The 14131-nt window shown below is 65.7% G+C and carries 13 protein-coding genes and 1 pseudogene; 3 read left to right on the top strand and 11 right to left on the bottom strand.

Annotation, left to right across the window (positions count from 1 at the left end; all coding sequences use genetic code 11):
- Nucleotides 1-371: 371 nt before the first annotated feature.
- From DU478_RS08290 to DU478_RS08265, 7 genes and pseudogenes are all read right to left on the bottom strand, one after another.
- Nucleotides 372-719 carry an excinuclease ABC subunit A gene (locus tag DU478_RS08290; protein ID WP_233501161.1) on the bottom strand — a complete coding sequence of 116 codons (348 nt, stop codon included), beginning with the start codon at nt 717-719 and terminating at the stop codon, nt 372-374.
- 115 nt (nt 720-834) lie between these two features.
- Nucleotides 835-2487 carry a tryptophan halogenase family protein gene (locus tag DU478_RS08285; protein WP_114510477.1) on the bottom strand — a complete coding sequence of 551 codons (1653 nt, stop codon included), beginning with the start codon at nt 2485-2487 and terminating at the stop codon, nt 835-837.
- 81 nt (nt 2488-2568) lie between these two features.
- Nucleotides 2569-3441, bottom strand: a complete 873-nt coding sequence (mmsB, locus tag DU478_RS23630; RefSeq protein WP_325048092.1) for a 3-hydroxyisobutyrate dehydrogenase — start codon at nt 3439-3441, stop codon at nt 2569-2571.
- Between the two features lie 33 nt (nt 3442-3474).
- Nucleotides 3475-4488, bottom strand: a pseudogene (locus DU478_RS23625) (enoyl-CoA hydratase/isomerase family protein); the annotation flags it as partial.
- A 173-nt stretch (nt 4489-4661) separates the two neighbouring features.
- On the bottom strand, nt 4662-5804 hold the full coding sequence (locus DU478_RS08275; RefSeq protein ID WP_114510475.1) for an acyl-CoA dehydrogenase family protein: 1143 nt from the start codon (nt 5802-5804) through the stop codon (nt 4662-4664).
- Between the two features lie 141 nt (nt 5805-5945).
- Complete coding sequence (locus DU478_RS08270) at nt 5946-7073, bottom strand: carboxylate-amine ligase (protein WP_114510474.1); 1128 nt, start codon at nt 7071-7073, stop codon at nt 5946-5948.
- A gap of 139 nt (nt 7074-7212) precedes the next feature.
- Complete coding sequence (locus DU478_RS08265; RefSeq protein WP_114510473.1) at nt 7213-8712, bottom strand: CoA-acylating methylmalonate-semialdehyde dehydrogenase; 1500 nt, start codon at nt 8710-8712, stop codon at nt 7213-7215.
- Nucleotides 8713-8810: 98 nt separating this feature from the next.
- Here DU478_RS08265 and DU478_RS08260 point away from each other — a divergent pair, with 98 nt between their 5' ends.
- The 3 genes from DU478_RS08260 to coaD all read left to right on the top strand — a co-directional run bounded on the left by DU478_RS08260 (nt 8811) and on the right by coaD (nt 10840).
- Entirely contained in the window at nt 8811-9704 is an 894-nt protein-coding gene (locus DU478_RS08260; RefSeq protein ID WP_114510472.1) for a LysR family transcriptional regulator, read from the top strand.
- Nucleotides 9705-9766: 62 nt separating this feature from the next.
- On the top strand, nt 9767-10201 hold the full coding sequence (locus tag DU478_RS08255; RefSeq protein WP_114510471.1) for a CBS domain-containing protein: 435 nt from the start codon (nt 9767-9769) through the stop codon (nt 10199-10201).
- 147 nt (nt 10202-10348) lie between these two features.
- A complete protein-coding gene (coaD, locus tag DU478_RS08250; protein ID WP_114510470.1) occupies nt 10349-10840 on the top strand; it encodes a pantetheine-phosphate adenylyltransferase in 492 nt (163 codons plus the stop codon).
- A gap of 104 nt (nt 10841-10944) precedes the next feature.
- Here coaD and DU478_RS23120 read toward each other — a convergent pair whose 3' ends face one another.
- The 4 genes from DU478_RS23120 to gap (DU478_RS08235) all read right to left on the bottom strand — a co-directional run bounded on the left by DU478_RS23120 (nt 10945) and on the right by gap (DU478_RS08235) (nt 14007).
- Nucleotides 10945-11106 carry a hypothetical protein gene (locus tag DU478_RS23120; RefSeq protein WP_199488303.1) on the bottom strand — a complete coding sequence of 54 codons (162 nt, stop codon included), beginning with the start codon at nt 11104-11106 and terminating at the stop codon, nt 10945-10947.
- Nucleotides 11107-11605: 499 nt separating this feature from the next.
- A complete protein-coding gene (gene gap / locus DU478_RS08240) occupies nt 11606-12607 on the bottom strand; it encodes a type I glyceraldehyde-3-phosphate dehydrogenase (protein WP_114510468.1) in 1002 nt (333 codons plus the stop codon).
- Between the two features lie 108 nt (nt 12608-12715).
- A complete protein-coding gene (locus DU478_RS23115) occupies nt 12716-12859 on the bottom strand; it encodes a hypothetical protein (protein WP_199488302.1) in 144 nt (47 codons plus the stop codon).
- Nucleotides 12860-13002: 143 nt separating this feature from the next.
- Nucleotides 13003-14007: a type I glyceraldehyde-3-phosphate dehydrogenase gene (gene gap, locus DU478_RS08235; RefSeq protein ID WP_114510467.1), complete on the bottom strand. Its 1005-nt coding sequence runs from the start codon at nt 14005-14007 to the stop codon at nt 13003-13005.
- Nucleotides 14008-14131 lie beyond the last annotated feature (124 nt).

Genomic DNA, 14131 nt, shown 5'->3' with positions numbered 1-14131 from the left:
GTCTTCGGGTGGCCGCCGTGCCGGAGGCCGGCTTGGCCGAGGTAGCGGTCGTTGTCCAGTCGTGCCAGCGCCGGACCGGGGAACGGCGCATCTGGCGGCTCTGCTGATGCGTTTTATGGTCGCCAAGTCCGTCGTCGCGAAAAGCTAAGAGCCGAATTCAGACAAAGCGCCGGCCCACGGGGCCGGTCCGGCGCTGGCACGGCCGCCGCCTGCGGCGGCCTCGATTCCGTGCCGGGAGACAGAGGGGGGCGCTGTGCGAAAACGGCTCGGAGCGGATATATCGCTCCGAGCCTTTAGACCTATTTGCACCGCGAAATGCACAGGACTGGGCCAAGGCGGCCGGCCTTTTCACATCGGTTCAGAGGTCCGCGTCAGTTCAGCAATGCCGAGGCCAGCCCGATGATATCCAGCACCTGGCGCGTTTCGCGGTCGACACGGAAGATCTGGTCGCCGGTGCGATAGTAGGTGTAGTCGGGGTTCAGACCCCAGCGGCCGGGATCGCGGATGATCACGTAATCGCCGTCGATCCGGTCACCGACACCATAGCGGTAGCGCACCTCGTCGCGGCGGTCGTCGTAGCCTTTCTTCGCCTGACCCGGCGGCACGCAAGCGGGGCTTTTCTTGGCAAGTCCCGGCGGGCAGCCGTTCGGGGCGGCCACCGCTGGGGTCATGGCGGCGGCACTCAGGCAAAGGGTGAGGGCGGTCAGCATATGTCTCATGGCATAGGTCCTCTGATAATGTCAGTCGCACAGCCAACGTCCGGCAGCCCGCCCTGGTTGCATCGGTTTCCGGCACTGAGCGCGATCCCGCCGAAACCGATCTGCGTGGGACGGCTCAGAGCAACCCGGCGCCGTTCTCGGCCAGTTCCTTGGCCGACCGGGGCAGGGGCTGTCCGCCGGCCTGCGGCAACCCGAGGGTCGGCTGGTTCAACGTGGTCGCGCCGGGGGTGCGGACCGGTCCGGCTTCGCCGCGCAACTGCCGCAGCAGCGACCGGTGATCGGCCTTGCGCTTGACCTCGGCGGCATTGACTTTGGCGGTCTGATCCAGCGCCCGCATCCACGCGCCCCGATCCAGACGGATCCCGCTGTCCGGTCGCTTCACGCCGAACCCGGTCTGGTAGACCTGTTTGCCCAGAAGCACGGTGTTGTAGGTGCTCGTGGTGAAGAGGTACTGCGTTTCAAGGTCCGTATGCGCGGGCGGGCGATGCGCCCAAAGCTCCAGCAGCGCCGCCAGCCGGTCGGGCACGTCGAGGCTTTCGCGCGCGTCGATCCAGTATTGGCTGTCGGTGCGGTTGTTCAGCGCATAGTGCAGGCAGATGAAATCGCGCACCTCGTTATAGAGCGCATCCACCGTTTTGTTGTACTGGCGCCGCAGGGGCTCGGCGTAATCGGTGTCGGGGAAATGCGTGGCCAGCCAGCGCACCCCCATGTCGGTCATGTGGATGGCGGTGGATTCAAGCGGCTCGATAAATCCGCCGGACAGGCCGATGGCGACGCAGTTCTTGACCCAGGCATTGCGCGCGCGGCCGATCCGCATCGGGATGATGCGCGGCTCGGCCCCCTTGCCGGCCGGTCCCAGATGCGCCAGGAACTCGTCGCGCGCCGCATCGTCGCTGCGGTGGGCGGAAGAGAAGACATAGCCGGTTCCGATCCGGTTGAAGAGCGGCACCCGCCAGGACCAGCCCGCGCCAAGAGCGGTCGACCGCGTGGCCGGTTCGAGCTTTTCCGGGTGCGGATGCGGGATCTGCACCGCCATGGCGCGGTCGTTGCCGAGGTATTTCGAATAGCTGACGAAGGGCTCCTTCAGCGCGTCGCCCAGGATCAGGCTGCGGAAACCGGTGCAATCGACCACCAGTTCCACCGGGTGCCGGCCGTGGTCGCGGAGCTGCACCGCCGCGATAAAGCCGCGCTCGTCCAGATCCACCCCGTCCACGTCGTCGAGGATATGCGTCACGCCCCTCTCGACGCCGACCCCGCGCAGAAGCTCTGCGAATTTCACCGCGTCGAGGTGAAAGGCATAGGGAAGTCGGCTGTCGGTCTTGGGCAGGTTGAGCATCCGCGGCCCCTTGGAGGCGCGGACCATGTCCATCAGCGGCGAATAGGACTGCACATAGTCCCTTTGCCCGGCGCCGAAGTGACGGTAGAAATCGGCCCAGTCATAACCCTGCAGTTGAGGAGCGCTCGAGAAAGGGTTGATATAGCTGATGAACTTGCCGTGCCTGTCGGTGTTCCAGTCGGAAAAGACCACCCCCAGCTTGAAGCTTGCGTTGCAGGTCCGAAAGAATTCCTGATCGGAAATGCCCAGCAGTTTCAGCGTCTGCGGCATGTTCGGAACCGTGGCCTCGCCGACGCCGACGGTGGGGATGTTGGGCGACTCGATCAGGGTGATGGCCACCCGGTCGTCCAGAACCTTTCGCAGCAGTACCGCGGCGAGCCAGCCGGCGGTGCCCCCGCCCACGATCGTGACGTTCCGAACCGGCTGTCCCATGACTGTCCCCAATGCGCTGATTTAAAAAATTTGGGCACAAGGGTCCGCGTAATGGCCGCGGAAATCAAGGAAAAGCCTGTGTCAGCCGCGTCCTCGCGATTCGAACCTGAGCAGCATGGCGCTGAAATCGCGGCCCCGGCCGTCCTCGTCCTCGACAAACTGCCGGTAGAGCGCGAGGGCCGCGGCGCCCATCGGCGTGTCCGCATCCGCGCCCTCGGCGGCCTGCTGGGCGAGGCCAAGATCCTTGAGCATCAGCTCGGCGGCGAAGCCGGGTGTGTAGCCGTTGTCGGCGGGAGAGTGCGGGCCGATGCCGGGGGCGGGGCAGTAGGCATTCATCGACCAGCTGTAGCCCGACGAGGTGCTCACCACGTCGAACATCGCCTGCCGGTCGAGCCCCAGCTTGTCGGCAAGGGCGAAGGCTTCGCAGGTGGCGATCATGGTGACACCGAGGATCATGTTGTTGCAAATCTTTGCGGCCTGGCCGTTGCCCGAGGCACCGCAATGCACGGCCTTCTGGCCCATGATGTCGAAAAGCGGCTTGGCCTTGGCAAAGCCTTCGGGGGCGCCTCCGACCATGAAGGTGAGCGTCCCGGCAGACGCGCCGCCGATGCCGCCCGAGACCGGCGCGTCGAGCGCCAGCAGACCCGCGGCCTCGGCCTCGGCGGCCACGTCGCGGGCGCTGTCCACGTCGACGGTGGAGCAGTCGAGCAGCACCGCGCCTTTCTCCATGGCCGGGATCACCTCGGCAGCGACCTTTCTCAGGATGTCGCCGTTGGGCAGCATGGTGATGACCACCTCGGCCCCCTCTGCGGCCTCGGTGGCGGAATTGACCGGCTCGACCCCGTCGACCACGACGCTGGCGGTGTCGAAACCGCGGACGCTGTGGCCCGCCTTGGCCAGGTTGGCGGCCATCGGCGCACCCATGTTGCCAAGCCCGATAAATCCGATCTTCATGGCTCTCTCCTCCTCGTGGAATTGCAGTTTCGCCTCGCGTACCGGCATCAGCATCCGGGACATGGCGGTCGCGGGCACGCCGTCCAGCGTGTGCTGCCAGCGCGGGCTGCGGTCCTTGTCGACGATCGCCGCCCGGATGCCTTCTAGCAGGTCGCCGTCGGCCATGGCGCGGTGGGTGAAGCGGTATTCCAGTTCCAGCGCCTTGCGGATGTCGGGCGCGCCCTGGCGCAGGCGATGCAGGATCTCCAGCGTGCAGGCCATCGACAGGGGCGCGTGGCGCGACAGCGTCTCCAGCGTCTTCGTGGCGAAGTCGCCGGTCCCGGCGCGCAGGGAGGCTATGACGTCGCGCAGCGTCTCTCCGGCGAAGTGGCGGTCGATCTTGTCACGCAGCGCCGCCAGCGGTGCCTCGGGGGCTGTCTGTGCAGCCTCGGCGATGGCATCTGCCGACCCGTCCCGGACCAGCGTATCCTTGAGCGCGGGCCAGTCCGCTTCGGGGATAAAGTAATCCGCGAATCCGGCCAGCAGCGCGTCGCCCGGACCCAGCCGCGAGCCGGTGATCCCGATATATTCGCCCAACCGCCCGGGCGCGCGCGCCAGCAGCAGCGAGCCGCCCACGTCCGGTACGAGGCCGATGCCGCATTCCGGCATGGCGATGCGGCTGCTGTCGCTCACGATCCGGTGGCTGCCCTGGCACCCCAGCCCGACGCCGCCGCCCATGGTGAAGCCCTGCAGGAAACTCACCACGGGCTTGGGATATTCCGCGATCAGCGCATTCATCCGGTATTCGTCGCGCCAGAACCGCTGGCCATAGGCCAGATCACCCCGGGTGCCGGTGTCGTAAAGCTCCTGGATGTCGCCACCGGCGCAGAACGCCTTGTCGCCGTCGGCGTCGATCAGCACCAGATTGATTTCGGGATCGCGGCGCCAGGTGAGCAGCGCATCCTCGATGGCGCGGCACATGGCGTAGCTCAGCGCGTTGAGCGCCTTGGGACGGGTCAGGGTGATGCGGCCCGAGCGGCCTTCGGTGCGGATGTGGAAGTCGGTCATGGCGGCGTCACGTCTGTTGAGAAGGTCGGACCGGGGGCCAGCCCCAGGACGCAGGTAAAACCGGGGGCCAGCCCCCGGACGCAGGTAAAACCGGGGGCCAGCCCCCGGACCCCCGGAGGTTTTCCGCAAGTTTTGCCCTGCAAAACTCGCGGTGCAAGATGAAGCAGGGAGCGTCAGGCATTGGTGAGCATCTGCCGCGCCACGATCAGACGCATGATTTCGTTGGTGCCTTCGAGGATCTGGTGCACGCGCAGGTCGCGGACCAGTTTCTCGATGCCGTAGTCCGCGAGGTAGCCATAGCCGCCGTGCAGTTGCAGGCACTGGTCGACGGTCCTCGAACCGGTTTCGGTGACGAATTTCTTGGCCATGGCGCAGAACTTGGTGGCATCGGGCGCGCCGGTATCGAGTTTCCAGGCGGCCTGGCGCAGGAAGGTGCGGGCGGCCTGCAATTCGATCTCCATGTCGGCGAGGCGGAATTGCAGGGCCTGGAACTGGTCGATGGGTTTGCCGAAGGCGGTGCGCTCGGACATGTAGGCGAGCGTCGCGTTCAGACCCGCCTGCGCCGCGCCCAGTGAGCAGGCGGCGATGTTGAGCCGCCCGCCGTCGAGCCCCGCCATGGCATAGCGGAAGCCCTGGCCTTCCTCGCCCAGCAGCGCCTCGGACGGGACTTGGCAGTCATCGAACTGAACCGCGCGGGTGGGTTGGCTGCGCCAGCCCATCTTGTCCTCGAGCCCGCCGAAGCTGAGGCCCGGTGCCCCGTCCTCGACCAGCAGCGCGGTGATGCCGCGCGGGCCGTCCTCGCCGGTGCGGACCATGGTGACATAGGCGTCGGAATAGCCGCCGCCGGAGATGAAGGCCTTGGTGCCGTTCAGCACGTAGCCCGCGTTGCTGCGGCTGGCGCGGGTCTTGAGTGCCGCGGCGTCGGAGCCCGATCCCGGTTCAGTCAGGCAGTAGCTGAACACGGTGTTCATGGACAGCGCGGACGGAAGGACTCGGGCCTTCATCTCGTCCGAGCCGAAGCTGTCGATCATGCGCGCGCACATGTTGTGGATCGACAGGAAGGCCGCGACCGAGGGGCAGGCCATGCTGAGCGCCTCGAAGACCAGCGTGGCGTCGAGCCGGCTGAGGCCCGCGCCGCCTGCCTCTTCGGAGACATAGAGGCCGCCGAAGCCAAGCTCCGCGAGGCGCGGCCAGAGATCCTTGGGAATGGTGCCCTCGGCTTCCCAGGTGCGGGCATGGGGGGCGATCCGTTCCTGCCCGAAAGCGAAAGCCATGTCGAAGATGGCGGTTTGTTCGTCGGAGAGCGCGAAATCCATGGGGCCTCGTTCGGGAGTGTCGGTGGTCGGAATTGAACGGATGTTTAATTCATCTCACGCAACCTGCCGCCGGAGGCAATTTTCCTCAAGGAAAATTGGCAAAAATCCACGGGGGATTTTTGGCGCGGGCGGCGGCGTGCGTCAGACATCGGCCATGAACTCCTCGATCAGATGCGCCACCACGGCGCGCATCTGCCCTTCGTGATCCTGGCCAGCGGCCTTGGCCTCTTCGGCGACACGGCGTTGGCGGCTGGCCGAGGTGCCGCATTGGACGATTTCGCGCGCGCGTTCGACCTCGCGGTGGCAGTTGAGTATGCCGGCGTCTTCCTCGATCAGCGCGATCAGTTCCTCGACCAGCGTCTCGAAGGGCACGATGGCGCCCTGGCCGAAGTCGATCAGCCCCTCGGTCACGCCGTAGCGCTGCGCGCGCCAGCGGTTTTCGCCGATGAGGAAGCGGTCGTAGATGCGCCAGCGCTGGTTCTTCACCCGAAGCCGCCAGAGCATCCGCAGCAGGCACTGATTCAACGCCGCCAGCGTCAGCGTGTGTTCGAGCCGAGGCGAGACGTCCATGATCCGCGTCTCGAGCGTCGGATAGGCGGCGGAGGGCCGCAGGTCCCACCAGATCTTGGAGCTGTCCTCGATCACGCCCACGTCCTTGAGGATCTGCACCGAGCGCTGGAAATCCTCCCAGGTCTCGAACTGCGGCGGCAGTCCGGTGCGCGGCATGTTGTCGAAGACCGAGATGCGATACGAGGCCATCTTGGTGTCCTCGCCCTGCCAGAACGGCGAGGAGGTCGAAAGCGCCAGCAGGTGCGGCAGGAAATACGACATCTGCCGCATGAGGTCGGTGCGCAGCCAGTTGTCGTCGATGCCCACGTGCACGTGGCAGCCGCAGATCAGCATCCGCCGGACGATGCCGCCCATGTCGCGGCTGAGCGCGTTGTAGCGGTCCTTGTCGGTGTGGGTCTGCTGTTTCCAGTCCGCGAGCGGGTGGCAGGAGGCGGCGATGGGCGCGAGGCCGAACCTGCCCGCGTGCTTGGCCACGGCGCTGCGCAGGCGCTTGAGGTCGTCGCGCGCCGCACCGATGTCGGCGCAGACCTTGGTGCCGATCTCGATCTGGCACTGCAGGAATTCCGGGCTGACCTGGTCTTCGAGCTCTGCCGCGCAGGCCTCCATCAGGCCCACGGGCGCCTCGGCCAGGGCCATGGTGTCGGGATCGACGAGAAGGTACTCCTCTTCGATGCCGATGCTGAAGGCGGGTTCCTGCATGGGCTCCTCCCCGATGCGCTGCGCATGTCACTTGAGCAGAGCGGGGCGCGCAGGGCAAGTGGGCGCGCCCGGGCACCGGTGCCGAAAGAAAACGCCGGGCGCGATGGCCCGGCGTCTGTCGGTCGGATGGCGTTCGGCCTCAATCCATCGGCTTGAAGTTGAACTCGCCGCCGTCCTTGATGCCCGAGAACCAGCGCGCGGTGACGGTCTTGGTCTTGGTGTAGAAGCGGAAGGCGTCGGGGCCGTACTGGTTGAGGTCGCCGAAGGCCGATTTCTTCCAGCCGCCAAAGGTGTGATAGCTGAGCGGCACCGGGATGGGGAAGTTGATGCCGACCATGCCCACGTTGACCCGATGGGCGAAGTCGCGGGCGGTGTCGCCATCGGCGGTGTAGATCGCCGTGCCGTTGCCGTAGGGGTTGTCCATGGTCAGCTTCAGCGCCTCTTCGTAAGAGCCGGCGCGCACCTGGGTCAGGACGGGGCCAAAGATTTCCTCTTTGTAAATCTCCATGTCCGGGGTCGCGCGGTCGAACAGCGACGGGCCGATAAAGTACCCGTTTTCATAGCCTTGCAGGGAGAAGTTGCGACCGTCGATGACCAGCTCCGCGCCCTGGTCGACGCCCGAGGTGATGAGCCGTTCGATCCGCTCTTTCGCTTGCGCGGTGATGACCGGTCCGTAATCCACGTCTTCCCCGGCGGTGTAGGGGCCGACCTTGAGCTTTTCGACCCGCGGCACCAGCTTTTCGATGAGCCGGTCGGCGGTTTCCTCGCCCACCGGAACCGCAACCGAGATCGCCATGCAGCGTTCGCCCGCCGCGCCATAGCCCGCGCCCACCAGAGCGTCGGCGGCCTTGTCGAGGTCGGCGTCGGGCATGATGATCATGTGGTTCTTGGCGCCGCCGAAGCACTGCGCGCGCTTGCCGTTGTTGGCGGCGCGGCCGTAGATGTACTGCGCGATCGGGGTGGAGCCGACGAAGCCCACCGCCTGGATCGTCTCGTTGTCGAGGATCGCGTCCACGACCTCCTTGTCGCCGTTGACCACCTGCAGCACGCCGTCGGGCAGGCCGGCTTCCTTCAGCAGTTCGGCGAGACGCAGCGACGTCGAGGGACAGCGTTCCGACGGCTTCAGGATCATCGCGTTGCCGCAGGCCAGCGCCGGGGCCATCTTCCACAGCGGGATCATGGCGGGGAAGTTGAAGGGTGTAATTCCGGCAACGACGCCAAGGGGTTGGCGCATGGACCACAGGTCGATGCCCGGGCCGCCATCGTCGGTGAACTCGCCCTTGAGCATGTGCGGCGCGCCCATGCAGACCTCGACCACCTCGAGCCCGCGCTGCACGTCGCCGCGACCGTCGGGCAGGGTCTTGCCGTGTTCGCGGCTGACCAGTTCGGCCAGTTCGTCCATGTGTTCGTTGATCAGCGCGCCGAACTTCATCATCACCCGCGCGCGGCGCTGCGGGTTGGTGGCGCCCCAGGCTTTCTGTGCCTCGGCGGCGCGGGCGACGGCATCGTTCAACTCGTCGGCGCTGGCCAGCGGCACGCGGGCCTGCACCTCGCCGGTGGCGGGGTTCATGACGTCGGCAAAGCGGCCCGAGCCGCCCTTGACCTGGGCGCCGTCGATGTAATGTGTCAGCTCTTGCATGGAATCCTCCTGATTTTGCCGCCACTCTAGCCTTGCAATTTTGCCTGTCACAGGGGCAAGTTTCCAAAAAGGTTTTGCAAGATTGCAAGGGCAGGGCGATGGAACGCTGGGATGACATGCGGATTTTCCTGTCCGTCGCGCGCGGCGAAAGCCTGTCGGGCGCGGGCCGCACCCTGCGGATGGACCCGGCGACCGTGGGCCGGCGCATCGCGCGTCTGGAACAGGAGTTGGGCACGCCGCTCTTCGCCAAGTCGCCGCAGGGTTATGCGCTGACCGAGGCGGGCGGGCGGCTCCTGCGCCATGCCGAGGAGGCCGAACAGGCGATGCAGGCCGCGTCCGAGGCGGTGGCGGGCGCGACCGAGGGCCTGTCTGGCCAGATCCGCATCGGCGCGCCGGACGGCTGCGCCACCTTTCTTCTGCCGCAGGTCTGCGCCGCGATCGCGCGCGACAACCCGGCGCTGGAATTGCAGATCCTGTCTCTGCCGCGCGTGGTGAACCTGTCCAAGCGCGAGGCGGACATGGCGATCACCGTGAGCCCGCCCAATGCCGGGCGGCTGAGCGTGCAGAAGATCACCGACTACCGTCTGCACCTTGCCGCGACCCGCGGCTACCTTGATGCCCAGGCGCCGGTGACCGGGCTGGACGCTCTGCGGGAACATCCGGTGGTCGGCTACATTCCCGACATGGTCTTCGACAAGGAACTCGACTACCTGGCCGAGATGGGGCTTGACCGGGTCGACCTTGCGTCGAATTCCGTGGCGGTGCAGTTCCAGTGGCTGCGGCAGGGGGCGGGGCTGGGCATCGTGCACGATTTCGCGCTGCCCGCCGCACCGGACCTGGTGAAGGTGCTGCCCGACCGGATCAGCCTCACGCGCAGCTTCTACCTCGTGCGTCATGCCGACGACCGGCGGCTCGAGCGCATGAACCGGTTTTCCGCCGCCCTGGCGGACGGATTGCGCAAAGAAGTGCAGAGACTCGAAGGTCTGACTTGACAGATCGGCCATCGCAGGGGGACGCTGAGAAGACAACGCATTGATCGCGGGAGGTTTTCAAGATGCAGGTGCACCATATTCTGAAAAGCAAGGCCGATGACGGCGTGGTCACCGTGCCGCCCGACGCCCTGGTGTCGGACGCGGCCAAGCTGCTGGCGGAACGGCGCATCGGGACGGTCGTCATTTCGGAAGACGGATCGGTCGCCCTGGGCATCCTTTCGGAGCGCGACATCGTCAAGCATCTGGCCGCCAACGGCGCCGCATGCCTCGACGCGAAGGTCAGCGAGTACATGACCTCGAAATTGCAGACCACGCATCGCGACGAAGAGGCGGATTCGGTGCTCAAGCGCATGACCGAAGGCCGGTTTCGCCACATGCCGGTGATCGAAGACGGGACCCTTGTGGGCCTCATCACCATCGGCGACGTGGTCAAGGCACGGCTGAGCGAACTGGCGATGGAAAAAAGCGCCCTCGAAGGCATGATCATGGGCTACTGATTCCGCGACGCGGGGCAGGGCCGGGCACTTCGCGCTTGCATTGGCGTGCGCAATATTGTTGCGTGCAGCGCAACTGAAAGACGCACGGGCGGATGCGGGGCGGCCCCCTTTGATCTTGCGCCCGTCACGGCCAGAGGGGGGCAGCTTTTGCGCATCGGACTTTATCCCGGAACCTTCGATCCGATCACCCACGGGCATATCGACATCATCCGCCGCGCGGCGCGGCTGGTCGACCGGCTGGTCATCGGCGTGGCGATCAACCGCGACAAGGGTCCGCTGTTTGATCTGGACCAGCGCGTCGCGATGATCGAAGCAGAGATGCAAAGCCTGTCGGAGCAGACCGGCACCGAGATCGTTGCCCATCCCTTCGACAACCTGCTGATCGACTGCGCCCGCGACGTGGGCGCCGGGGTGATCATCCGCGGCCTGCGGGCGGTGGCGGATTTCGAATACGAGTTCCAGATGGTCGGGATGAACCGGTCTCTCGACGATTCCATCGAGACCGTGTTCCTGATGGCCGAGGCCCGGCACCAGGCGATTGCCTCCAAGCTGGTCAAGGAAATCGCCCGGCTGGGCGGGGATGTCAGCAAGTTCGTGACACCCCCGGTACGCGCCGCCCTGCAGGACAAGTTCGGCTAAATCGTTCCGCGCAAAACCTGACTCACCAATCGCTGACTGAAGTACAGTATTTCAAAGCGTTACGTGATGATCTTCATGTAAAGTCAAACGCGGAACGCTATAGGTCAGGCGCCCTGCCGATAGACGGCGCGGCGCGCCACCTGGTCCTCGATCCCGGCGATGTCGAGGTCGAGCCGCACGTGCAAGGGCAAGGCCCGGAGTTCGCGGCGGGTGCGAGAATAGGCCCGGTGGCGGTCGATGCGCTGTTTCAGGCTGGAGAAGGTCATGGCGTGTCTCCTGTAATGTCCGTTGCTTCCGTTAGCGCCAACATAGGCATGCTGCGGCGCAGCACAATTGACCCGTTTCCAAAGCCGCCATGCAGAAATTGCAACGCAAGCGGTAAGCCTTTGGCAAGTTTTAGGGCGTAGTCAGGGCTTATCGCAATGCAGGAGAATCCTGATGATCCGTGCCGTACCGCACGTTGCGCCGCCTCCTTCCGGCCAAAGGCCGACCGACAGCGTTCCGCCCGTCAAAGATGCGGGTTTCGATCCCGGCCTCGCGCCGGCCGCGCCGAAGACCGCCCACACGGTCCTGCCCGGCGCTTTCACCGCACCCCCGCCTGTCACACATAGCCTTCTGCCCCCCGCGGCAGCGGGCTACGCCGCCTCACGCGGCGCGGTGTCCGGCGACTGAAGCGTCGCCTCGGGCGATGAACACCGCCCGCACAGAAAAAGACCGGCAGGGGCCGCTCCCTGCCGGTCATGCATCGGTCCGATGAAAGCGCAGTCAGATCAGCTTGCCCATCGCCACGGCGGTGTCGGCCATGCGGTTGGAGAAGCCCCATTCGTTGTCGTACCAGCTCAGGATGCGGCACATGGTGCCTTCCATGACCTTGGTCTGGTCGATGTGGAAGATCGACGAATGCGGGTCGTGGTTGAAATCCATGCTCACGAGCTGCCGGTCGGTATAGCCGAGAATACCCTTGAGCGGCCCGTCGGCGGCGGCCTTGATCGCGTCGTTGATCTCTTGCACCGAGGTGTCGCGCGTCGCCTCGAACGTCAGATCCACCACCGACACGTTCGGCGTCGGCACCCGGATCGCCACACCGTCGAGCTTGCCGGCGAGGTCGGGCAGAACGAGGCCTACGGCCTTGGCGGCCCCCGTCGAGGTGGGGATCATGTTCAAGGCCGCGGCGCGGGCGCGGTAAAGATCCTTGTGCATGGTGTCCAGCGTCGGCTGGTCGCCGGTATAGCTGTGGATCGTGGTCATGAAACCGCGGGTGATGCCGATGGCATCGTTTAGCACCTTGGCCACCGGCGACAGGCAGTTGGTGGTGCAGGAGGCGTTGCTGACGATGATGTCGTCCTTGGTCAGCGTGTCGTGGTTGACGCCGTAGACGATGGTCTTGTCGGCATTGGTGCCCGGCGCCGAGATCAGCACGCGGCTCGCGCCGTTTTCCAGATGCGCCTGGCACTTTTCCTTCGAGGTGAAGATGCCGGTGCATTCCAGAACCACGTCCACGTCGCTCCAGGGCAGTTCGGCCGGGTCGCGCAGGGCGGTGACCTTCATCGGCCCGCGGCCCACGTCGATGGTGTCCTCGGTGGTCTTGACCTCGGCCGGGAAACGGCCGTGTACGCTGTCGAATTGCAGCAGGTGAGCGTTGGTCTCGACCGGGCCAAGGTCGTTGATGGCGATGACCTCGATATCGGTGCGGCCCGATTCCACGATGGCGCGCAGCACGTTGCGGCCGATGCGTCCGAATCCGTTGATGGCAACTTTGGTGGTCATGTGATCCCTTCCTCTGTCTCTGGTCGGCTCTATGAGGCGATTGCGCGGGTGTTACCGCTAACAATCAAATCGCCCGGTTCAAGTCAAGCCATCGGCCCACCGGCGTATCTAGCGCCAGAAGGCCATCCAATCGAGCAGAGCAAAGAACTTCTTGGCCAGAAACACAAGGTGTTCGGTGTCGTAAAGCCAGTAATCCACCGCCAGGGCGATCAGCAGCGCAAGCCCCAGCATGATGGCAATGCGGTTGGTCATGGCGCGGCGCGGCTCCCGGTTTGGTCTGGTGCCGGTGATGCCAGAGCCCCGCGCGCCTGTCACGTTTCTTCTGACCGAGTCGGCGGACATGAAAAGGCCCGGACCGATGGGTCCGGGCCTTGCGTGGCGGACTGCGCGCGGTGTCAGTGCAGCAGGCGGCCCATGGCGGCGGCGACATCTGCCATGCGCGCCGAGAACCCCCATTCGTTGTCGTACCACGCGAGCACCCGCACCAGACGCTTGCCCACGACCTTGGTCTGGTCCGGCGCGAAGATCGAGCTTGCGGTGGTGTGGTTGAAGTCGATCGACACCTTGGGTTCGGGATCGTAGGCCAGCACCGTGCCCATCCGGCCCGAAGCCGCGTCCTTCACCGCGGCGTTGACCTCGTCCACGGTCACGTCGCGGCCCGCTTCGAAGGTCAGGTCCACCGCCGAGACGTTGGGCGTCGGCACCCGCATGGCGGTGCCGTCGAGCTTGCCCTTGAGGTTCGGCAGCACCTCTCCCAAAGCCTTGGCCGCCCCGGTCGAGGTCGGGATCATCGCCATGGCGGCGGCGCGGGCGCGGTAGAGGTCCTTGTGCCGGCGGTCGAGCGTCGGCTGGTCGCCGGTGTAGCTGTGCACCGTGGTCATGATGCCGCTTTCGATGCCGAAGGCTTCGTCCAGCACCTTGGCCAGCGGCGCCAGGCAGTTGGTGGTGCAGGACCCGTTCGACACCATGCCGTCCTCGGGCAGCAGCTCGCGGTGGTTGACGCCGTAGACCACGGTACGCGCCACGTTCTTGGCGGGGGCCGAGATCAGCACCTTGCGCGCGCCGCGGCGCAGGTGCACGTCGGCCTTGTGCCCGTCGTTGAACTGCCCGGTGCATTCCAGCACGACGTCGCACCCGGACCAGTCGAGCTCTTCGGGATCGTAGGTCGAGAACATCTGCATCGGCCCGCGACCCAGATCCATCGTGTCACCCTTGATCCGCACCTCGCCGCCGAAACGGCCGTGCACCGAATCGTAGCGCAGCAGATGCGCCGAGGTCTCGAGCGGGCCGGTGGCGTTGATCTTGACCACCTGCACGTCGTTGCGGGCGCTTTCGGCGATATGTGCCAGCGTGCAACGCCCGATCCGGCCAAATCCGTTGATCCCCAGGGTGACGGTCATACTGTGCTCTCCTATCCGACGGTTGCCTGCGGTCTACCGGCCAATGCTGCGCATGCATAGGTCAAAAATCCAATTTGGTCAGAGCGTTAGCGATAAACGTGGCCGGTTGCGCTAACGCAGGACG

The organism is Thalassococcus profundi, assembly GCF_003344785.1.
Taxonomy (GTDB): domain Bacteria; phylum Pseudomonadota; class Alphaproteobacteria; order Rhodobacterales; family Rhodobacteraceae; genus Puniceibacterium; species Puniceibacterium profundi.
This window is presented reverse-complemented; position numbering and strand designations above follow the sequence as displayed.